The 19,497-nt window shown below is 63.0% G+C and carries 20 protein-coding genes and 1 tRNA gene; 8 read left to right on the top strand and 13 right to left on the bottom strand.

Translation table 11 applies throughout. From position 1 onward, the window contains the following. The first annotated feature begins 59 nt into the window (after positions 1–59). The 3 genes from hpf to JQ624_RS02140 all read left to right on the top strand — a co-directional run bounded on the left by hpf (position 60) and on the right by JQ624_RS02140 (position 3,143). Positions 60–647 carry a ribosome hibernation-promoting factor, HPF/YfiA family gene (gene hpf, locus JQ624_RS02150; protein ID WP_212417172.1) on the top strand — a complete coding sequence of 196 codons (588 nt, stop codon included), beginning with the start codon at positions 60–62 and terminating at the stop codon, positions 645–647. A 230-nt stretch (positions 648–877) separates the two neighbouring features. After that, positions 878–1,339 carry a PTS IIA-like nitrogen regulatory protein PtsN gene (gene ptsN, locus JQ624_RS02145; RefSeq protein ID WP_212417171.1) on the top strand — a complete coding sequence of 154 codons (462 nt, stop codon included), beginning with the start codon at positions 878–880 and terminating at the stop codon, positions 1,337–1,339. A gap of 115 nt (positions 1,340–1,454) precedes the next feature. After that, the gene (locus JQ624_RS02140; RefSeq protein ID WP_212417170.1) at positions 1,455–3,143 is read left to right on the top strand and encodes a methyl-accepting chemotaxis protein; all 1,689 of its coding nucleotides are present in this window, start codon (positions 1,455–1,457) and stop codon (positions 3,141–3,143) included. 154 nt (positions 3,144–3,297) lie between these two features. Here JQ624_RS02140 and JQ624_RS02135 read toward each other — a convergent pair whose 3' ends face one another. The 8 genes from JQ624_RS02135 to JQ624_RS02100 form a co-directional block, all read right to left on the bottom strand. After that, entirely contained in the window at positions 3,298–3,564 is a 267-nt protein-coding gene (locus JQ624_RS02135; RefSeq protein WP_100415689.1) for a DUF1150 domain-containing protein, read from the bottom strand. A 50-nt stretch (positions 3,565–3,614) separates the two neighbouring features. Continuing rightward, positions 3,615–4,040 carry an Hsp20 family protein gene (locus tag JQ624_RS02130; protein WP_212417169.1) on the bottom strand — a complete coding sequence of 142 codons (426 nt, stop codon included), beginning with the start codon at positions 4,038–4,040 and terminating at the stop codon, positions 3,615–3,617. Positions 4,041–4,301: 261 nt separating this feature from the next. After that, positions 4,302–5,390 carry a sn-glycerol-3-phosphate import ATP-binding protein UgpC gene (locus tag JQ624_RS02125; RefSeq protein WP_212417168.1) on the bottom strand — a complete coding sequence of 363 codons (1,089 nt, stop codon included), beginning with the start codon at positions 5,388–5,390 and terminating at the stop codon, positions 4,302–4,304. A 114-nt stretch (positions 5,391–5,504) separates the two neighbouring features. Then, positions 5,505–6,353 carry a sn-glycerol-3-phosphate ABC transporter permease UgpE gene (gene ugpE, locus JQ624_RS02120; protein WP_212417167.1) on the bottom strand — a complete coding sequence of 283 codons (849 nt, stop codon included), beginning with the start codon at positions 6,351–6,353 and terminating at the stop codon, positions 5,505–5,507. Next, positions 6,353–7,234, bottom strand: coding sequence for a sn-glycerol-3-phosphate ABC transporter permease UgpA (ugpA, locus tag JQ624_RS02115; RefSeq protein WP_212417166.1), 882 nt, complete (start codon positions 7,232–7,234; stop codon positions 6,353–6,355). The genes ugpE and ugpA overlap by 1 nt, the downstream gene beginning before the upstream one ends. 76 nt (positions 7,235–7,310) lie before the next feature. Then, complete coding sequence (gene ugpB, locus JQ624_RS02110) at positions 7,311–8,624, bottom strand: sn-glycerol-3-phosphate ABC transporter substrate-binding protein UgpB (protein ID WP_212417165.1); 1,314 nt, start codon at positions 8,622–8,624, stop codon at positions 7,311–7,313. Between the two features lie 279 nt (positions 8,625–8,903). Next, positions 8,904–10,109 carry a CaiB/BaiF CoA-transferase family protein gene (locus JQ624_RS02105; protein ID WP_212417164.1) on the bottom strand — a complete coding sequence of 402 codons (1,206 nt, stop codon included), beginning with the start codon at positions 10,107–10,109 and terminating at the stop codon, positions 8,904–8,906. A 180-nt stretch (positions 10,110–10,289) separates the two neighbouring features. Next, on the bottom strand, positions 10,290–10,715 hold the full coding sequence (locus JQ624_RS02100) for an organic hydroperoxide resistance protein (protein ID WP_212417163.1): 426 nt from the start codon (positions 10,713–10,715) through the stop codon (positions 10,290–10,292). 165 nt (positions 10,716–10,880) lie between these two features. Here JQ624_RS02100 and JQ624_RS02095 point away from each other — a divergent pair, with 165 nt between their 5' ends. Next, complete coding sequence (locus JQ624_RS02095; protein WP_212417162.1) at positions 10,881–11,339, top strand: MarR family winged helix-turn-helix transcriptional regulator; 459 nt, start codon at positions 10,881–10,883, stop codon at positions 11,337–11,339. Positions 11,340–11,457: 118 nt separating this feature from the next. On the opposite strand, the gene JQ624_RS02090 is transcribed toward JQ624_RS02095, so the two are convergent. The 3 genes from JQ624_RS02090 to JQ624_RS02080 form a co-directional block, all read right to left on the bottom strand. Continuing rightward, a complete protein-coding gene (locus JQ624_RS02090; RefSeq protein ID WP_212417161.1) occupies positions 11,458–11,694 on the bottom strand; it encodes a GIY-YIG nuclease family protein in 237 nt (78 codons plus the stop codon). A gap of 181 nt (positions 11,695–11,875) precedes the next feature. Further along, positions 11,876–11,951, bottom strand: a tRNA-Ala gene (locus JQ624_RS02085). Between the two features lie 90 nt (positions 11,952–12,041). Continuing rightward, on the bottom strand, positions 12,042–12,467 hold the full coding sequence (locus JQ624_RS02080; RefSeq protein WP_212417160.1) for a TIGR02300 family protein: 426 nt from the start codon (positions 12,465–12,467) through the stop codon (positions 12,042–12,044). Positions 12,468–12,609: 142 nt separating this feature from the next. Between JQ624_RS02080 and aroA the strand changes: the two genes are divergently transcribed. Beyond that, positions 12,610–13,947: a 3-phosphoshikimate 1-carboxyvinyltransferase gene (gene aroA, locus JQ624_RS02075; protein WP_212417159.1), complete on the top strand. Its 1,338-nt coding sequence runs from the start codon at positions 12,610–12,612 to the stop codon at positions 13,945–13,947. Positions 13,948–13,965: 18 nt separating this feature from the next. On the opposite strand, the gene JQ624_RS02070 is transcribed toward aroA, so the two are convergent. Next, positions 13,966–14,955, bottom strand: a complete 990-nt coding sequence (locus JQ624_RS02070) for a tripartite tricarboxylate transporter substrate binding protein (RefSeq protein ID WP_212417158.1) — start codon at positions 14,953–14,955, stop codon at positions 13,966–13,968. 158 nt (positions 14,956–15,113) lie between these two features. Between JQ624_RS02070 and cmk the strand changes: the two genes are divergently transcribed. After that, a complete protein-coding gene (gene cmk, locus JQ624_RS02065; protein WP_212417449.1) occupies positions 15,114–15,743 on the top strand; it encodes a (d)CMP kinase in 630 nt (209 codons plus the stop codon). Positions 15,744–15,828: 85 nt separating this feature from the next. Here the strand turns inward: cmk and JQ624_RS02060 are convergent, their stop codons facing one another. Then, on the bottom strand, positions 15,829–15,993 hold the full coding sequence (locus tag JQ624_RS02060; RefSeq protein WP_212417157.1) for a hypothetical protein: 165 nt from the start codon (positions 15,991–15,993) through the stop codon (positions 15,829–15,831). 489 nt (positions 15,994–16,482) lie between these two features. On the opposite strand from JQ624_RS02060, the gene rpsA reads away from it, so the two are divergent. Together rpsA and sppA are read left to right on the top strand one after the other, a co-directional pair. After that, positions 16,483–18,183 carry a 30S ribosomal protein S1 gene (rpsA, locus tag JQ624_RS02055; RefSeq protein ID WP_212417156.1) on the top strand — a complete coding sequence of 567 codons (1,701 nt, stop codon included), beginning with the start codon at positions 16,483–16,485 and terminating at the stop codon, positions 18,181–18,183. A gap of 278 nt (positions 18,184–18,461) precedes the next feature. After that, the gene (sppA, locus tag JQ624_RS02050; RefSeq protein ID WP_212417155.1) at positions 18,462–19,442 is read left to right on the top strand and encodes a signal peptide peptidase SppA; all 981 of its coding nucleotides are present in this window, start codon (positions 18,462–18,464) and stop codon (positions 19,440–19,442) included. Positions 19,443–19,497 lie beyond the last annotated feature (55 nt).

Raw genomic sequence — 19,497 nt, 5'->3', positions numbered from 1 at the left:
CCCCCACAGAGCCGATCCGGGAAAAACCAGAGTAGTCGAGGCATCAAGCGAGGCATCAAATGACCCTTCGAATCTCCGGGAAAAGCATCAGCGTCGGTGAAGCGCTTCGTTCGCGCGTCAGCGAGCGCACCGATGAGGTCCTGAGGAAGTATTTCGACGGCAACTATTCCGGTCACATTACCCTGAGCAAGGACGGCTTCGGCTTCCGCACCGACTGCGCGCTGCACCTGGATTCCGGAATCACGCTCGAGGCGGATTCCAACGCCACCGATGCCTATGCCAGCGCCGACCAGGCGCTCCTGATGATCGAGAAGCGGCTGCGCCGCTACAAGAGCCGGCTGAAGGATCGCTCGGCCCGCAAGACCTACGCCGCCAACGCAGCGCTGGCCGATATCGACGCGCCGAGCTACGTGATCGAGGCGCCGGCGGGAGGCGACGAGGAGGTCATCACCTATAGCCCGGTCATCATTGCCGAGGCGACCACGTCGCTGAAGCGCCTTTCGGTCAGCGAGGCGGTCATGGAACTGGACCTGACCGGGGCCGCCTGCATCGTCTTCCAGCACGGATCCAGCGGACGGGTTAACATTATTTACCGCCGGACGGACGGCAATGTCGGCTGGGTCGATCCCCCCTCGGTTACCCCCTGAGATATATGTCCAATAGCATTGACGCCCCCATTAGCCCTCCCTATGGTCCGCCGCCCTTAAGTATAGGGAGCAGGAACTGGTCCTTCGGGAGTTGGCACCGTGCATGCGTTGGAGTAGAAGCCCCCAAATCGGGACCCGGGTCTAAGCTCGCCTCCCGTCTCATCTTCTTGACGCCCCGGTTCTAGAACCTATCTCGCAACCTGACGGTTCACTTCACCTCGGAACGCCCCATGACGATTACCGATCTGGTCGCACCCGAGGCGATTCTCCCCGCTTTGAAGGTCATCAGCAAGAAGCAGGCGCTGCAGGAGCTGGCGGCGCGCGCCGCCGCCCTGACCGGCCAGAACGAGCGCTCGGTGTTCGAGGTGCTGCTGCAGCGCGAGAAACTGGGCACCACCGCCGTCGGCTACGGCGTCGCCATTCCGCATGGCAAGCTGCCGAAACTGGAAAAGCTGTTCGGGTTCTTTGCACGCCTCGAACGCCCGATCGATTTCGAGGCGATGGACGGCCAGCCGGTCGACCTGATCTTCCTGCTGCTGGCGCCGGAGGGCGCAGGCGCTGATCATCTGAAGGCGCTGGCGCGAATCGCGCGCCTGCTGCGTGACCAGGACGTCGCCAAGAAGCTGCGCGCCTCGCGCGATGCCCAGGCGATCTATTCGGTGCTCGCCCTGCCGCCGGCGAGCGCGGCCTAGTTCCTTAAGGGAACAGCGGTTTCTCCACTTGGTAGCACACCGGGTAAACGCAATTTTAAGCTAAATGGCGGTTATTTCGTTCGCTGGGATTTTTTCTCACCCGGAGAACATTGCCATGACGCTGCGGCTGACGATTTCGCGCGCGATATTGATTTTTGGATTGGTTACTGCATTGGGTCTCGGTGCCGTGATTGCCACCAGCGTTTATGGGCTGTCACAGCTCAAGGTCGGCGGTCCGCTCTACAACCAGATCAAGCTCGGCAACGACCTCATCGCCGACATTCTGCCGCCGCCGGAATATGTCATCGAAGCCTATCTCGAGGCCACCCTGGTGCTGCACGACCCGGCGCAGCTTGCGGCGCATCGGGACAGGATTGCGCAGCTCAAGAAGGAATATGACGAGCGGCGGGATTTCTGGGTCAAGTCCGACCTCGACCCGGCGCTCAAGACCAGGCTGGTGGAGAAATCCGATAGCGAGGTGCGCCGCTTCTGGACCGCGATCCAGGACGGTCTGTTGCCGGCGCTCGCCAAGGGCGACAGCGCTGCGGCGGCGAAATCCTACGCTGAAATCACCGCACGTTATACGGCGCACCGCGCCATCATCGACGACATCGTCAAGCAGACCAACGACCAGAACGCGGCGACGGAAGTCGCGGCGACCGAACGCGTCAGCACATTCACGCTGGTATTGTGGGGCGTTTCGGCCGCGGTGTTTCTCGTCATCGGCGCGGGCATTTTCGGCGTCGCATTCGGCGTCATTCGTCCCATCGCGGAAATGACAGCTGTCATGAAGGGTCTTGCCGGCGGCGATCTCAATGTCTCGGTTCCGGCGCTCAGCCGCGGCGATGAAGTGGGCGCCATGGCGCGCGCGGTCCAGGTCTTCAAGGACAACGCGCAGCGCGTTCAGTCGATGGAGACGGAGCAGACCAGCCTGAAGCTGAAGGCGGAAGGCGACCGCAAGGCCGCGATGCAGCAGATGGCCGACGGCTTCGATTCCGCGATCGGAAAAATCATCCAGACCGTATCGACCGCTTCGTCCGAACTCGAATCATCGGCCGGACAACTGACCAAGACCGCCGAAGTGACCCAGATGCTGTCGGCAACCGTCGCCTCCGCATCGGAGCAATCCTCGGCCAACGCGCAATCCGCGGCGGCGGCCGCGGAAGAGATGGCCTCATCGGTGTCGGAGATCAGCCGCCAGGTGCAGGATTCGCATAAGATATCGCGCGAGGCGGTCAGCCAGGTCGAGCAGACCAATGCGCGGATTGCCGATCTCGCCCAGTCCGCCGGCCGGATCGGCGAAGTGGTCAAGATGATCAGCGCGGTCGCGGAGCAGACCAACCTCCTGGCGCTGAACGCCACGATCGAGGCGGCGCGCGCCGGCGAGGCGGGACGGGGATTTGCCGTCGTCGCATCCGAGGTCAAGGCGCTTGCCGCGCAGACTGCGAAAGCGACCGAGGAAATCAGCGAGCAGATCGGCCAGATGCAGTCGGCGACCAATCAGTCGGTATCTGCAATTCAGGAAATCGGCGGCACGATCGGCCGCATCGCGGAAATCTCGCAGGCGATCGCGGCAGCCGTGGAAGAGCAGGGCGCCGCGACGCAGGAAATCTCGCGCAACGTGCAGCAGGCTGCGCAGGGAGCCACGCAGGTCGCGGGCAGCATTACCGACGTCAACCGCGGGGCGACCGATACCGGCGCGGCATCGACGCATGTGCACGAGCTGGCCCGGTCACTGCTGGGACAGAGCAATCATCTCAAGGGTGAGGTGGAGAAATTCCTCTCGACCGTGCGCGCGGCGTGAGGTCAGCGAAATTGTTATGAAGGACGATACGCGGGCGACGCCCGCGTATCCGAAAACCGCTTCTCGCACTCGTCCGGCATCAGATGAGCGACGAGGGCGAAGTTGCGTCAGTGACAGCAGCAAGCGCTGCGTCAGTGACAGCAGAAGATCTGCGTCAGTGCACGCTTACGGCCTGAAGCTCGTTGCTCCATGCGTTGGCGACTGCAGCTTCGCGGCTGTCGGTCAGCATGATCGGGGTGCCATCGGCGGCATGCAGCGCGAACAGTTTCAGTCCCGGCGCGATTTTCGGCGCCTGCGGAAACAGCCCCGGCACGTCCTCGGAACGGACTTGTTTCACGTAGGCGATGTGGCCTTCACCAAGATGGGCCAGCGCCTCGACGGAAACCTTTTCGGGCTCGAAGGTAACACTCACATCACTCATGGTCTCGACTCCTCTGCAAGACTAAGCGGTCGAGTCCGCTCCTTGTTCCATTATTCGTGCTCATTGATAGCAATTGTCTTAACGACCCTTTCAGGCTCCGGCCTGGCAAGGTCGATCGACAACAGCCCGTTTTTCAGATCCGCGCCCAGCACCTGCATCCCCTCCGCCAGCACGAAGGTGCGCTGGAAGTGGCGCGCGGCAATGCCGCGATGGATGTATTGCCGGGTCTTGTCGTCCTGTTGGCGGCCCCGGATCACGAGCTGATTTTCCTCAATGGTCACATCGAGTTGGTCGCGGGTAAAACCCGCTACCGCGAGCGTGATGCGTAACCGCTCGGGCTGGCCGTTGGCACGGTCACACCGCTCGATGTTGTAGGGAGGATAACCGTCGGCGCCTTTGACGACGCGATCGAGCGCACGCTCGATTTCGTCGAACCCAAGCAGGAACGGACTGGATAACGAAGGAACACGAGACATTACAAAGTCCTCTCGAAGCGACTTTGAGGGGCCCTTACGGCGCCCCATTCAACCGGCCGGCCGACTTGCCGTCCGGTCACCAGGGAATATGGGGGTGATTTGGGGAGGGTTCAAGCGCCTCTGAAAGCTGCGTAAATCGGCCGCGGCGGCATTTTCAGCCGTCATTCCGGGGCAGCCGCGCAGCGGCTGAACCCGGAATCCAGAGGTTGTTCTGCGCGAGATTCCGGGTTCGGCGCTTCGCGCCGCCCCGGAATGACATCCTCAACCCACCCGCTTGCGGCCATCGGCGGTAAACAGATGCAGCTTGTCGCTGGCGGCAACCGCCCTGATTCGCTCGCCGATGGCGGGGCCGATGGCGCCGGGAATCCGCACGATCACCTCGCCCGGCGGCAGTTCGCCGGGGGTGGCGGCGACGCCCTGCACTTCGTGCTGACGAGTGCCGTAGACGAAGGTTTCGGCCCCGACCCGCTCGATCGCTTCCACGGTGAGGCCGAGCGCCACGCCGCCGGAAACTGTTTCGTTCGTGATGACGAAATCCTCGGGCCGGATGCCGAGGATGCCGGCTTCGTTGACGCGAGCGTCTCCGGCCAATTGCGATCTGACTTCATCGGAGCGCAGCGGCATCAGATTCATCGGCGGCGCGCCGATGAAGGAGGCGACGAAGGTGGTCGCCGGCTTCTGGTAGATATCGAGCGGATTGCCGATCTGCTCGACCTGGCCGCCGTTCATGACCACGAGAATATCGGCCAGCGTCATCGCCTCGAGCTGGTCGTGGGTGACGTAGATCGAGGTCGTGGAAAGGCGGCGCTGCAATTTGCGGATTTCGACCCGCATCGCGATGCGCAGCTTGGCATCGAGGTTCGACAAGGGTTCGTCGAACAGAAACACCTTTGGCTGCCGCACGATGGCGCGTCCCATCGCCACGCGCTGGCGCTGGCCGCCGGACAATTGCCGCGGCTTGCGGTCGAGCATCGCGCCGAGCTCGAGAATGCGCGCGGCTTCCTCGACCCTCGTCTTGATCTCGCCCTCCGCCATACGGCGATTGCGCAAGCCATAGGCCATGTTGTTGTAGACGCTCATATGCGGATAGAGCGCGTAGTTCTGGAACACCATCGCGATATCACGATCGGCCGGCTCGATCTGGTTGACGACGCGGCCGCCGATATCGATCTCGCCGCCGGTGATGGTCTCCAGGCCTGCGACCATACGCAGCAGCGTGGACTTGCCGCAGCCGGACGGGCCGACCAGCACGCAGAACTGGCCGTCACCGACGTCGAAATCGATGCCCTTGATGGCCTCGAAGCCTCCGGCATAGGTTTTTCTGACGTTACGGAGGGTGACGTTAGCCATGGGTTGCACCGGCGAATGGCGAATGGCGAATGGCGAATGGGGAAGCGCTGCACGGGAAGGCTCGTCCGGAGCCTTCCATTCGCCATTCGCTACTCGCCATTCGCATTCTCATCCTCACTTTTCCGTCTGGACCAGGCCGCGCACGAACAGCCGCTGCATGAATATGACGACCGCGACCGGCGGCAGCATGGCAAGGACCGCGGTCGCCATCGCGAGCTGCCATTCGGCAAGCTCGTCCGTGGCCACCAGCATCTTCTTGATGCCAATCACGATGGTCTGCATCGAATCCTGCGTGGTGATCAAAAGCGGCCAGAGATACTGATTCCAGCCATAGAGGAACTGGATCACGAACAACGCGGCCATGGTCGTCACCGACAGCGGCAGCAGCGTATCCCAGAAGAAGCGGAAGGGGCCGGCGCCGTCGATGCGCGAGGCTTCCAGGAGTTCATCCGGCACGGTCATGAAGAACTGGCGGAACAAGAGCGTGCCGGTGGCGGATGCGATCAGCGGCAGGATCAGGCCGGCATAGGTGTCAAGCATCTTGAGGTCGGCGACCACCTTGTAGGTCGGATAGATGCGCACCTCAACCGGCAACATCAGCGTGATGAAGATGATCCAGAACGCGGTCTTGCGGAAGGGAAAGCGGAAATAGACGACGGCGTATGCCGAGAGAATCGAGATGAAAATCTTGCCGATGGCAATGCCGATCGCGGAGACAAAGGAGTTGATCAGCATATTGGCGACCGGCTCGCGGCTGGTGCGCGAACCGCCGACGAAGATCGCGCGGTAGTAATTCTCCAGCGTGTGCGTGCCGGGCGTCGCCGGCATGTGGCCGCCGACCACGGTCGCGGCGTCATGGGTCGAGGCGACCAGCGCCAGCCAGACCGGAAAGGCGACGATGAATACGCCCAGGGTCAGGATGGCGTAGGCGATGAAATCGCTGAGCGGGCGGTGCTCGACCATCAGTACTGCACCTTGCGTTCGACATAGCGGAACTGGATCGCGGTCAGCGCGATCACGATCACCATCAGCACCACCGATTGCGCCGCCGAGCCCCCAAGGTCGCCGCCGAGCCGGCCGTCGGCATAGACCTTGTAGACCATGGTGGTGGTGGCCCCGGCGGGGCCGCCGCCGGTCACGGCGTCGATGATGCCGAACGTGTCGAAGAAGACGTAGACGATATTGACCACCAGCAGGAAGAAGGTGGTGGGCGACAGCAGCGGGAAGACGATGGTCCAGAACCGACGCATCGGGCGGGCGCCGTCGATGGCGCCGGCCTCGATCACGCTTTTCGGGATCGACTGCAGACCGGCGAGGAAAAACAGGAAATTGTAGGAGATCTGCTTCCACACCGCGGCCATCACCACGAGGAGCAGGGCATGGTTGGCATTGAGCAGCGGATTCCAGTCGATGCCCATGCCACGCAGCGGCCGCGCCAGCATGCCGAGCGAGGGCTGGAACATGAAGAACCAGAGCACGCCGGCGACCGCGGGCGCTACCGCATAGGGCCAGATCATCAGTGTCTTGTAGGCCGGCGCGGCCTTGAGGCTCTTGTCGGCCTGCGTTGCGAACAACAGCGCGATGGAGAGCGAAAGCGCGGCAACCAGCGTCGAGAAGATCGCGGTCGTCAGCATCGACTTGTAATATTCAGGCTGGGCGAACAGCGCCTGGTAATTTTCCAGACCGACGAACTCGGAGACGAGACCGAACGCATCCTCACGCAGAAAGGATTGCCAGACCGCCTGGCTCGCGGGCCAATAGAAGAAAACGACGGTGATGACGAGCTGCGGCAGAAGCAGCAGGTACGGCAGCAGGCGGTTATTGAAGACGGTGGACTTTTCCATTCAGGTGCCGCGGTCTGCCGGGTGATGCAAGCGCTCCCTCCCGGCTTGCGGGAGGGAGCGCCGGTAGTAGCTCAGTCTATTTTGCCGTCTTCTCAAAGGTGCGCAACATGGCATTGCCACGCGCCACCGCCGCGTCGAGGGCTTCCTGGGGCGTCTTCTTGCCGTCCAGCGCCGCCTCGATCTCCTCGGCCCAGAGGTCGCGCATCTGCACCATGTTGCCGAAGCGCAAGCCGCGCGAGTTCTCGGTCGGCTCTTTGTTGGTGAGCTCCTTCAGCGGAGTCTGCAGGGTGGGGTTCTTCTCGTAGAAGCCGTCCTTGATCGACTTCTCGTAGGCCGCCTTGGTGATCGGCAGATAGCCCGATTCCTGGTGCAGCTTGGCCTGCCGGTTGGTGTCGGACAGGAAGGTAAAGAACTTTGCGACGCCCTTGTACTCTTCCGGCTTCTTGCCGCCCATCACCCACAGCGAGGCGCCGCCGATGATCGAGTTCTGCGGTGCGCCGGCTACGTCTGGATAGTACGGCATCGGCACCGAGGTGAAGTCGAACTTGGCGGTGCCCTTCGCGGTCCCGTAGTAACCCGACGAGGTCAGGAAAATCGCGCATTCGCCGGAGCCGAAGCGGGCCTCGTTCTTGCTGTCGCGTCCGCCATAGCTGTAGGTCTTGTCCTTTTGCAGGTCGACGAGGTTCTGCAGATGCTTGACGTGCAGCGGCGAGTTGAATTTCAGCACGGTATCGAATCCGTCGAGGCCGTTGGCCTTGGTGCCGATCGGCACGTTGTGCCAGGCCGAGAACTGCTCGATATGCGCCCAGGAGACCCAGGCGTTGGAGAAGCCGCAAGTGTCGTGGCCGGCCGCCTTCAGCTTCTTGGCGGCGGCGAACACGTCCGGCCAGGTCTTGGGAGTTTCGGTGATGCCGGCCTTCTTCAATTCATCCTTGTTGATCCACATCACCATGGAGGACGAGTTGAACGGGAAGGACAGCATCTCGCCCTTCGAGGTCGAATAGTAGCCGGTGATGGTCGGCAGGTAGGCCTTGGGGTCGAAGGGCTCGCCGGCATCCTTCATGAGCTGGTAGACCGGCTTGATGGCGCCGGTGGCGCTCATCATGGTGGCGGTGCCGACCTCGAACACCTGCATGATATGCGGCGCGTTGCCGGCGCGGAACGCGGCAATGCCGGCGTTCATGGTGTCGGCATAGGTGCCCTTGTAGGACGGCACGACCTTGTAGTCAGACTGGCTGGCGTTGAATTCCTCGGCAAGCCTGTTGACGACGTCGTTGTTGCCGCCGGTCATGGCGTGCCACCACTGGATCTCGGTCGCTGCGTGGGCAGGTGTTGTCAGCGCCAGCGCAACAGTCACTGCCGCTGCTGCGCCGAATTGTCGTAGTGCCATGGAATTCCTCCGGGTTGGGGTCGTCACCTTCGTTTCGCGCGATAACAGCGCCGGATGACGTGCAAATGACCGTATAAGCGAAAGGATGGTATTGGGGAAGCGGGCGTGGAGGGAAGCGGGAAAATAGGCGAAGGCTGATGGACGCAATCTGCCGCGTCGCCCCTGCGAACGCAGGGGCCCATAACCACAGCCGTCTGTGATTGCAGAAGGGCGACTACCACAGCGCCCAAAACCGAAGCCGCGGCGTATGGGCCCCTGCGTTCGCAGGGGCGACGACAGCTAGCGTTTGCGTTCCGAGCCGCAGACCGCGCCTTTGGCGACCAATCCCTCGATCTCGCTCTTCGAGTAACCGAACTCGCCCAGCACCTCGACCGTGTGCTGGCTGAATTTCGGCGGGGTCCGGCGCAGGCTCGGCTTGGTCCGCTCCAGCCGGATCGGGGAGGCGACGCCCTTGTACCAATCCTTGGTAATGATATCGCCGCGATGCAGCGTATGCGGATTGGCCAGCGCCTGGTCGATCTTCTGCACCGGGCCTGCGGGTAGTCCGGCCGCCAGCAGGCGATTGCACAGTGGTTCGGCCTCATGCTGGCTGAACACGGCGGCGAGCTCGGCGCGCAGCGCGTCGCGGTTGGCGATGCGGTCCTCGTTGCGGGCAAAGCGCGGATCGGTGCCGAGTTCGGGCTTGCCGATTTCCTTGGCGAGCTTGCGGAAGGTGCCGTCATTGCCGACGCCGATGAAGATGTTGTCGGTCCTGGTCGGAAAGATCGCATACGGCACCAAATTGGGATGCTCGTTGCCGGTCAGGCCCGGCGGCTTGCCATGCATGAAATAATTCGCGGTGTGCGGATGCATGATCGCCAGGCCGGTTTCGTACAGCGTGGTTTCGAGAAACTGACCGAGACCCGAGCGCTGCCGCTCCGACAGCGCCATCAGGATACCGATCGCGGCATAAAGCCCCGTGGTGATGTCGACCAGGGGAACGCCGATCCGCATCGGGCCGCTCTCCGGCGAACCGGTCGCCGCGATCATGCCGGTCATGGCCTGGATGATGGCGTCATAGCCGGGATTGCCGCCGCGCGGGCCGTCGGCGCCGAAGCCGGAAATCCGGCAGTGCACCAGTTTTGGGAATTTCGCGCGCAGCACGTCATTGCCGATGCCCCATTTGTCGAGCGTGCCCGGCTTGAAATTCTCGATCAGGACGTCGGCGGTCTTCAGCATCTTGAGCAGCACCGCGCGCCCGCCCTCGGAGGCGAGGTCGAGCCCGATCGAGCGCTTGTTGCGGTTGATGCCGACAAAATAGGCCGCATCCTCCTCATGGAACGGGGGGCCCCAGTCGCGCACTTCGTCGCCGGCCGGCGGTTCGACCTTGATGACGTCGGCGCCGTGGTCGGCGAGGATCTGCGTGCAATAGGGGCCGCCGAGCACGCGCGTGAGATCGATCACGCGCAGGCCGGTCATTGCGCCGGGAGCGGCTACAGAACTCATGGATAACAACCTTCGCTCAAGGAGAAAATCGAAATCCTGAGCTAGCGGTCTTCAGGCGCGGCGGCAATGGCGTCTCGCGCACAGGCACATGACGCCGCCGCCGTAGCAAGCCTGCGGAAAATTCCGCAGGGCGCGCGAACGGCCCGCCGGCATCAGCGGCGGGCCGTTCGAATCTCGTCGTCAGACGACGGTCAGGCGAACATCGATGTTGCCGCGGGTGGCGTTGGAATACGGGCACACCTGATGCGCTTTGGCGACCAGGGCTTCCGCATCCGTCTTGGGAACGCCGGGCAATGAGACGGCGAGTTCGACATCGAGGCCAAAGCCGCCGGCCGAACGCGGGCCGATGCCGACGGTGGAGGTCACGGAGGCGTCCGCGGGCACCTTCGGGCCGCCTTGGGAAGCGACGAACTTCATCGCGCCGATGAAGCAGGCGGCATAGCCGGCCGCGAACAATTGCTCGGGATTGTTGCCGGCGGCACCGCCGCCGCCGAGTTCCTTCGGGGTCGCGAGCTTGACGTCGAGTGCGCCGTCGAGGGTGGCGGCGGTGCCATCACGGCCGCCGGTGGCCTTGGCGCTGGTCTTGTAGAGCACGTTCACGGACATCTGGTTCTCCATGGGTTTGCCGTTTCGATGGCAAATGCATTGCACACAATTGAATTGTGCACAATATAAATTATTGCAAGGTCCACGATCTAATCGTATACAATTGAAATCAAGCGCTTACGGTTCCGGACCGGGCCAGGAGCGCGGTCCGTTGACGAGGTTGTGATGGCCAGGAAACACGCGGCCGACCTGCCGCTGAGACTCGATAATCAGCTCTGCTTTGCGGTGTATTCCACCGCGCACGCGTTCAACCGCGTCTACAAGCCGCTGCTCGACAAGCTCGGTCTGACCTATCCGCAATATCTGGTCATGCTGGTGCTGTGGGAGCGCGACGGCGTGCCGGTGAAGGACATCGGCGAGCGGCTGCTGCTGGACTCCGGCACGCTGACGCCGCTGCTGAAGCGGCTGGAGGCGGCCGAACTGGTCAGGCGGACGCGCAGCACCGAGGACGAGCGCCAGGTGCTGATCGCGCTGACGCCAAAGGGCGAGGCACTGCGCGAGAAAGCGAGAGCGGTGCCGCAATCGATTCTCGCGGCGTCAGCTTGCTCGGTCGGTGAACTCGTGGCGATGAAGAACGAGATCGTCGCGCTACGCGATCGGTTGAATGCGGTGTTGGGGGAGTAGCCCGGCTTCGCCCGTTGGGCTACGCCGCGGCAGCCTTCGCTAGCTTCGCTACGATGGAGCGCGGCTGGCTTGCCGAGCCGTAGCGCGCGAAGCAAGCCTAGGCTGGGGTAGTTGCCAGCTAGAGGCGTTTTTTGGCGAAGGCGCGGCCGGAGGCTGACTTCAGATACTTTTCGAAGGCGACCGCCTGCGCCGCGTTGCTGAACGCAACGTAGGTCTTAATTCGCCATGGCCCGTGCTTCGACGTGTGCGGAACTTCTCCGGCATTGTGCTTGGCCAGTCGCGCGCGCAGGTCGTCGGTAATGCCAACGTAGAAATGCAGGGAATCGAGGCTTTCGAGGATATAGACGTACTTCATGGCAGATCGTCTCCGCCGTCCAGCCCATAGCCTATAGCCCTGCCGAGCCGCAGCCTGTGAATATTGAGTACTTATGGATGGAGCTTCGCCCTTCGGGCTACGCCGCGGCAGCCTTCGCTAGCTTCGCTACGATGGAGCGCGGCTGGCTTGCCGAGCCGTAGCTTGCGAAGCAAGCGAAGGCTGGTGGAGCCAGGCGGGATCGAACCGCCGACCTCTTGCATGCCATGCAAGCGCTCTCCCAGCTGAGCTATGGCCCCTTCGCAGTCAGGGCACGGTCTCTCCGACCATGCTCCCGCAAGCCTTGGGCGACTTGCGGGGGAGACCCAGAACACAGTTCTGGGCCGATCTCAAGTCTCTTCATCGCCTCCGACGTCGCCGATGATGTCGGTGACGTCCTCATCGCCCTCTTCCTCGTCGGGAATGAAGGTGGAATCGTCGTCGTCATCGCCCTCGATGGTTTCGTCGATCTCGATGTCGTCTTCCGATTCGGGAACCACGGCCTTGACCTTGCCGGTATTCTCCTCGGCGTCGGCCTCCTCGAGCGAGACCAACTCTTCGGCCTCGGCGGCCTCCGGCAAATCGGCAGCGGCGGTGGCCGAAGCGGCAGCCGCGGCGCGTGCGGCATCACCACGGGCGGCCCGGGGCGGCGCAACCGGCGCAATCGGCACGACCTCGCCAGTGTAGGGCGAGATCACCGGGTTCTTGTTCAGATCATAGAATTTCTTACCCGTCGTCGGGCAAATGCGTTTGGTTCCGAGATCGGATTTGGCCACGTGTGGATCCTGGGAAATTCTGAAAAACGGTGCTTCACTTGGCTAGTTGAGGAGCCGCTGTCAATAGCGGTTGTCGCATTTGACGGCAGCGTGACGCGGTAGGGCCCATGTGGTACTGCCGCCGCCGCAGAGGACCACGATCTTGACCCATTCAACCACCCAAACCCCGCTGGAATCCCGCGCCAGCGGCCCTTTGAGCGGCAAAGTCCGCGTTCCCGGTGACAAGTCGATTTCGCACCGCGCCCTCATCCTGGGAGCGCTTTCGGTCGGCGAAACCAGGATTTCCGGGCTGCTGGAGGGCGAAGACGTCCTCAATACCGCCAAATCGATGCAGGCGCTGGGCGCCAGGGTCGAGCGGACGGGGCCGTTCGCCTGGAAGGTTGCGGGTGTGGGCGTGGCGGGCTTCGCCCAGCCGGCCTCCCCGCTCGATTTCGGCAATTCCGGCACCGGCTGCCGGCTGGTGATGGGGGCGGTGGCGGGGTGCCCGATATCAGCCGTGTTCGACGGCGACGCCTCGCTGCGGTCCCGCCCGATGCGCCGGATCCTCGATCCCCTGGAATTGATGGGCGCCAGAGCCGGTGAGAGCAAGGAAGGCGGCCGCCTGCCGCTGACACTGCACGGCGCCCGCGATCCCGTGCCGATCCTCTACCGGACCCCCGTGGCCTCGGCCCAGATCAAGTCGGCGGTGCTGCTGGCGGGGCTCGCTGCGCCCGGCGTCACCACGGTCATCGAGCAGGAAGCCAGCCGCGACCACACCGAGCTGATGCTGAAACATTTTGGTGCCGAGATTGTCTCGACCCCAGAAGGCAGCCACGGCCGCAAGATCGCGCTGACGGGCCAGCCCGAACTGCATGGCGCCGCCGTCGTCGTACCTGCCGATCCGTCCTCGGCGGCATTCCCGATCGTGGCGGCGCTGGTCGTCGAAGGCTCCGACGTGACTTTTTCCGACGTCATGACCAATCCGCTGCGCACCGGGCTTTTCACGACGCTGCGCGAAATGGGCGCTTCGATCGAGGAAAGCGAAGTCCGCGGCGATGCCGGCGAGCCGATGGCGACCTTGCGCGTGCGCGCATCAAAACTGCGCGGCGTCGAGGTGCCGCCTGAGCGCGCGCCCTCGATGATCGACGAATATCTGGTGCTGGCGGTCGCAGCCTCCTTCGCCGAAGGCACCACCATCATGCGCGGCCTGCAGGAACTGCGCGTCAAGGAATCCGATCGGCTGGAGGCGACCGCCGCCATGCTGCGCGTCAACGGCGTCAGGGTCGAGGTTGCGGGCGACGACTTGATCGTCGAGGGCCGTGGCCATGTGCCCGGCGGCGGCCTGGTCGCCACCCACATGGACCACCGCATCGCCATGTCGGCGCTGGTGATGGGGCTTGCCGCCGACAAGCCGGTCAAGGTCGACGACACCGCCTTCATCGCCACCAGCTTTCCGGATTTCATTCCAATGATGCGCTCATTGGGCGCGGAGTTTTCGTAGATAGCCGGTGCCCGCGGTTCAGGATGGCGCAAGCCCAAGGCTCGTCACCGCCTCGAGCCAGACCGGCGCTTCGTCCTTGTACAGTTTCTGCGTCTCCTCGAACGTCATCGCGGTATCATCGACGCCGAACGATTTCATGAGCTGCTGCACCTTTTCGGTCTTGCCGCCGGCGACCAGGAGATTTGACAGCTTCTGAATGACGGCCACCGGCGTGCCCATCGGCACCGCGCAGCACTGGAAGCCGGTCAACTGGAAGATGCGCGATGTTGCGCCTTGCTCCTTGAAAGAGGGGACATCCGGCAATGTCGACATGCGCTTGCGCGAGACGGCGACCGCATGGCCGCGGCCGCTCTGCAGGACGGACAACGCCGCGGAGTAGCTGCCGTGGGCGCCGTCGATAAATCCGCCGGCAAGATCGGTCCACATCGGCGCCTCGCCGCGATAATGGACCGCCTCCATCTTGAGACCATACTGCTTGTTCATTTCGGCGACCGCCATGTGTGCGTATGAGCCTGCGCCATAGGTGCCGATGTTGACCTTCTCGGCTTTCTTCGCGTAGGCGACGAATTCGGCGAGTGTCTTGGCGCCTGTCTTCTCGCCGGCCACGAACGGCAGGCTGCCTGCCGGCATGATCGAGACGAGGACGAAATCCTTTTCGGCGTCGTAAGGGATGTCCTTGATCAGAACGCGGTTCATGATCATGGTCGTCGAGATCGTGAACATCAGCGTGTAGCCGTCGGGCGCGGCGCGCTTGGCTTCGGCCGCTGCGACCGATCCCGAGGCGCCGGCCTTGTTTTCCACCGTCACGTTCTGGCCGGTCTCGGACCGGATATATTCGCCATAGGTACGCGCGAACAAATCGGTCTGTCCCCCGGCCGGATAGCCAGCGATGATCTTGATTGGCTTGGTTGGCCAGTCGGTCTGCGCATGGGCCGAAGACCCGATCAGCGGGATTGCCGAGGCGGCCGCGGCGCTGCCGATAAAACGACGTCGTGAAATGGCGCTCATCGTATCCCTCCAGCCGGTGCTATTTCTGCAGATCCTTGGATGGAATTCCCGGGCAGGGTTCAGAATAGAGGCGGTCGGTGGCCGGGGCGAGGAACATTTGGACGCATCTGCGTCGCCACGGCCTTGACCACATGGCCGCTCTGTCGCACATGGCTCCCATGATCATCGCCATCGACGGACCGGCGGCATCCGGCAAGGGCACGCTCGGCAAGCGGCTCGCTCACCATTACGGCTATCGCCACCTCGACACCGGCGTGATCTATCGCGCGGTGGCGAAAGCGCTGCTGGATGAGGGATTTGACCTCACCGACGAAGCGCGGGCGGTGGCGGTTGCCAGGGAGCTCGATCCGGAAAAATTCGGACATCCCGAGTTGAAGTCGCAACGCATCGGCGATGCGGCCTCGGTGGTGTCGGCAATTCCCAGCGTGCGCGAGGCGCTGGTCAATTTTCAGCGCCAGTTTGCGGCCGATCCGCCGGGCGCCGTGCTCGACGGGCGGGACATCGGAACCGTGATCTGCCCGAATGCCGATGTGAAGATCTTTGTCGTGGCCGACCCGCAGGTGCGGGCCCGCCGCCGGACGCTGGAAGCGCTGGCGCGTGGCGAAGCGGCCGACGAGGCGCTGGTGCTGGCCGATATTCTCAAGCGCGACGAACGGGACCGGAATCGCGCCGCAGCTCCCCTGAAGGCGGCCGCCGACGCCCATATTCTGGATAATTCCAATCTCGACATCGAAGGCGGCGTTCGCGCTGCTATTGCGATCGTCGAGGCGGTCCGCGCCAAGCGGTGAAGTTTTCGGTATTGGGGCCGCGGTGTGCTGCAGGAGGCGCAGGGCATCCGCGGCTTTAAGCCCTCTCAATTGGGCCTAGATTTTATCAGTTCTTCGAGCGCTCGCGGTCGAAGGGCAATTGCTGTTCGGCGATCATGACGGGCTTGGATTTGGCAGCGGCAACCGCCTTGTCGGTCGCAAAAGCGGCCGGCTTGCCGGCAACGGCCACGGTAAAGACGGCGATGGCGGTCAGAGTGATCAGGCTCTTCATGCGGGTACCCCTGTTCTTGAACGGCGCCATCGTGTCGGGCGGCGTTTAAGGCCGGGTTCCATCTCGCCGGGGGCTGCGGGCCTTTCGCGTCGGGCGGTCAACAAAGCGTTGATAGCGCGGGCCCATGGTTAGCGTCTGTCAGCCTTAAAGGCCCGTAAATCGGGCATTTCCGGCTTGCCGAAAATGGCCCTTGGGGCTATATCCACGCCCATCCGGGCCGCCATCGATGAGATCAGGGCTGTCCGAGCGGGCCGGCTGGAGGTTTGAACCCCCGCCGTCATTGGAGGAAAGTCCGCTCCAGGTTCTTGAAGTCGATACGCTCGTTTCAGGCTCCGGATAAAATCAAACGTATCGAACGTGCAGGCATACTGCCGGCCCGCTTTTGCGAACTCCCGCAAACGCGGTCGTCAGGATTTGCGGACCCTGACACTTCACGCGCGATGCGCCCTTTAACCCGAATGGCCGGCAATACCCGCATCTGGAGAACAAATGGCTTCGACTGCTGCTTCTTATAATCCTACCCGTGACGATTTCGCTGCGATGCTGGACGAGTCCTTCGCCGGCGGCAATCTGCAGGAAAGCTCCGTCATCAAGGGCAAGGTAGTTGCAATTGAAAAGGACATGGCCGTCATCGACGTCGGCCTGAAGACCGAGGGCCGCGTCGCGCTGCGCGAATTCGCCGGCCCCGGCCGCGAAAGCGATCTCAAGGTTGGCGACGAAGTCGAGGTGTTCCTCGACCGGATCGAAAATGCGCTCGGCGAAGCCGTGCTGTCGCGCGACAAGGCGCGTCGCGAGGAAAGCTGGGGCAAGCTCGAGAAGGCCTTCAACAACAATGAGAAGGTTCACGGCGTCATCTTCAACCAGGTCAAGGGCGGCTTCACCGTCGACCTCGACGGCGCTGTTGCCTTCCTGCCGCGCTCGCAGGTCGATATCCGCCCGATCCGCGACGTCGCGCCGCTGATGAACAACTCGCAGCCGTTCCAGATCCTCAAGATGGACCGCCGCCGCGGCAACATCGTGGTGTCGCGCCGCACGGTTCTCGAAGAGACCCGCGCCGAGCAGCGCCAGGAGCTGGTGCAGAACCTCGAAGAGGGTCAGGTCATCGACGGCGTGGTCAAGAACATCACCGATTACGGTGCGTTCGTTGATCTCGGCGGCATCGACGGCCTGCTCCACGTCACCGATATCGCCTGGCGCCGGGTCAATCACCCGACCGAGGTGCTCACCATCGGCCAGACCGTGAAGGTCAAGATCATCAAGATCAACCACGAGACCCACCGCATTTCGCTCGGCATGAAGCAGTTGCTGGACGATCCGTGGCAGGGCATCGAGGCGAAGTACCCGCTGAACGCGCGCTTCACCGGCCGCGTCACCAACATCACCGACTACGGCGCGTTCGTCGAACTGGAGCCGGGCATCGAAGGCCTGATCCACGTCTCGGAAATGTCGTGGACCAAGAAGAACATGCACCCCGGCAAGATCGTTTCGACCTCGCAGGAAGTCGAAGTGCAGGTCCTGGAAGTCGATTCGGTCAAGCGCCGCATCTCGCTCGGCCTCAAGCAGACCATGCGCAATCCCTGGGAAGTCTTCGTCGAGAAGTTCCCGGTCGGTTCGACCGTCGAAGGCGAGGTCAAGAACAAGACCGAGTTCGGTCTGTTCCTCGGTCTCGACGGCGACGTCGACGGCATGGTGCATCTGTCCGACCTCGACTGGAAGCTTCCGGGCGAGCAGGTCATCGACAACTTCAAGAAGGGCGACATGGTCAAGGCCGTGGTGCTCGACGTCGATGTCGAAAAGGAGCGCATCTCGCTCGGCGTCAAGCAGCTCGAAGGCGATCCCTTCGCCGAGCCGGGCGACGTCAAGAAGGGCGCGGTTGTGACCTGCGAAGTGCTCGAAGTGAAGGAAGCCGGCATCGAGGTGAAGATCTCGGGCACCGACTTCACCACCTTCATCAAGCGCTCCGAGCTCGCCCGTGACCGCAACGATCAGCGCGCCGAACGGTTCGCCGTCGGCGAGAAGGTCGATGCCCGCGTAATCCAGTTCGACAAGAAGGCCCGCAAGGTGCAGGTCTCGATCAAGGCGCTGGAAGTCGCTGAAGAGAAGGAAGCCATCGCGCAGTACGGCTCCTCGGATTCGGGAGCGACGCTCGGCGATATTCTCGGCACCGCGCTCAAGAACCGCGACAAGTAAGCTTTCAGTCTATCTGTCTGCGACATCAGGCCCCGGTTTCGACCGGGGCCTTTTTTTGACTGTAAGACTTTCTCCATCATGCCCCGCTTGTTGCGGGCATCCACGTCTCGCTTTTCGCGCCAAAGACGTGGATGCCCGGGTCAAGCCCGGCCATGACGACCGTAAGGCGTGCTCCCGGGGCCTTGCTTTCTTCATATTGCATCGCAATTGATGTAATCAGATAACGCTTCGCTAGCGCTGCGAGTGCAAAACGCGCCGATTATTTCAGGAGAATTTCGATGTCGCTCGATTCGGACGTGATCGTCGATCGCCGCAGGATCCGCCGCAAGCTGACCTTCTGGCGCGTCGCGGCTGGCCTGATTGCCATCGCGGCGATCGTCACCGTGGGCGCGATCGCGACGACGAGCGGGCCGTCTGCGCTGGTGGCATCGGGCTCGATCGCGCGCGTCAACATCGAAGGGCTGATCCGCAGCGACCAGCAACGGGTCGAGGCGCTGGAGCGGCTGGAGAAATCGAGCCACGCCGCTGTCATCATCCACATCAATTCGCCGGGCGGCACCACGGCCGGCTCCGAGCAGCTCTACGACTCCCTGGTGCGCCTGAAGGCCAAGAAGCCGCTGGTGGTGGTGGTCGAGGGGCTGGCCGCGTCGGGCGGTTACATCACGGCGATCGCCGCCGATCATATCGTCGCGCGCCAGAGCTCGCTGGTCGGTTCGATCGGCGTGCTGTTTCAATTTCCGAATTTCACCGAGCTGTTGAAGACCGTGGGCGTCAAGGTCGAGGAAGTGAAATCCTCGCCGTTGAAGGCTGCGCCCAACGGTTTCGAGCCGACCAGCCCGGAGGCGCGCGCCGCGCTCGACGCGCTGGTGAAGGATTCCTATGCCTGGTTCCGCGGCCTGGTGAAGGAGCGGCGCGGCATGGATGATGCGCTGCTGGAAAAGGTCGCGGACGGACGGGTCTTCACCGGCCGCCAGGCGGTGGAACTGAAGCTGGTCGATCAGCTCGGCGACGAAAAGGCCGCCGTCGCATGGCTGGTTGCCGAAAAGAAGATCAAAAGCGATCTGCCGGTGCGCGACTACAAGCTGACTCCGCGATTCGGCGACCTGACGTTCCTGCGAACGGCGGCTTCGATCACGTTCGATGCGCTCGGTTTGAGTTCCATTGCGCGCCAGATCGAGCAGGGCGGTGTCGCTCAGGCGGTCGATCAGCTCTCGCTCGACGGCATGCTGGCGTTGTGGCGCCCCGCGGCGCCAAACTGAGCCGCACCGGCTGCTCTTCGCCACATTCTCCCGCACTGCGGGTGTCGTCACATAC

Source organism: Bradyrhizobium sp. AUGA SZCCT0283 (genome assembly GCF_018130385.1).
Lineage (GTDB): Bacteria > Pseudomonadota > Alphaproteobacteria > Rhizobiales > Xanthobacteraceae > Bradyrhizobium.
Note: the sequence above shows the minus strand (reverse complement) of the source record. Positions and strands in the feature narration are given on the sequence as shown.

Bases quoted from the DNA above. Each gene is read 5' to 3' on its own strand.
- hpf (WP_212417172.1), top strand. From the start codon at position 60: ATGACCCTTCGAATCTCCGGGAAAAGCATCAGCGTCGGTGAAGCGCTT.
- ptsN (WP_212417171.1), top strand. From the start codon at position 878: ATGACGATTACCGATCTGGTCGCACCCGAGGCGATTCTCCCCGCTTTG.
- JQ624_RS02140 (WP_212417170.1), top strand. From the start codon at position 1,455: ATGACGCTGCGGCTGACGATTTCGCGCGCGATATTGATTTTTGGATTG.
- JQ624_RS02135 (WP_100415689.1), bottom strand. From the start codon at position 3,564: ATGAGTGATGTGAGTGTTACCTTCGAGCCCGAAAAGGTTTCCGTCGAG.
- JQ624_RS02130 (WP_212417169.1), bottom strand. From the start codon at position 4,040: ATGTCTCGTGTTCCTTCGTTATCCAGTCCGTTCCTGCTTGGGTTCGAC.
- JQ624_RS02125 (WP_212417168.1), bottom strand. From the start codon at position 5,390: ATGGCTAACGTCACCCTCCGTAACGTCAGAAAAACCTATGCCGGAGGC.
- ugpE (WP_212417167.1), bottom strand. From the start codon at position 6,353: ATGGTCGAGCACCGCCCGCTCAGCGATTTCATCGCCTACGCCATCCTG.
- ugpA (WP_212417166.1), bottom strand. From the start codon at position 7,234: ATGGAAAAGTCCACCGTCTTCAATAACCGCCTGCTGCCGTACCTGCTG.
- ugpB (WP_212417165.1), bottom strand. From the start codon at position 8,624: ATGGCACTACGACAATTCGGCGCAGCAGCGGCAGTGACTGTTGCGCTG.
- JQ624_RS02105 (WP_212417164.1), bottom strand. From the start codon at position 10,109: ATGAGTTCTGTAGCCGCTCCCGGCGCAATGACCGGCCTGCGCGTGATC.
- JQ624_RS02100 (WP_212417163.1), bottom strand. From the start codon at position 10,715: ATGTCCGTGAACGTGCTCTACAAGACCAGCGCCAAGGCCACCGGCGGC.
- JQ624_RS02095 (WP_212417162.1), top strand. From the start codon at position 10,881: ATGGCCAGGAAACACGCGGCCGACCTGCCGCTGAGACTCGATAATCAG.
- JQ624_RS02090 (WP_212417161.1), bottom strand. From the start codon at position 11,694: ATGAAGTACGTCTATATCCTCGAAAGCCTCGATTCCCTGCATTTCTAC.
- JQ624_RS02070 (WP_212417158.1), bottom strand. From the start codon at position 14,955: ATGAGCGCCATTTCACGACGTCGTTTTATCGGCAGCGCCGCGGCCGCC.
- cmk (WP_212417449.1), top strand. From the start codon at position 15,114: ATGATCATCGCCATCGACGGACCGGCGGCATCCGGCAAGGGCACGCTC.
- JQ624_RS02060 (WP_212417157.1), bottom strand. From the start codon at position 15,993: ATGAAGAGCCTGATCACTCTGACCGCCATCGCCGTCTTTACCGTGGCC.
- rpsA (WP_212417156.1), top strand. From the start codon at position 16,483: ATGGCTTCGACTGCTGCTTCTTATAATCCTACCCGTGACGATTTCGCT.
- sppA (WP_212417155.1), top strand. From the start codon at position 18,462: ATGTCGCTCGATTCGGACGTGATCGTCGATCGCCGCAGGATCCGCCGC.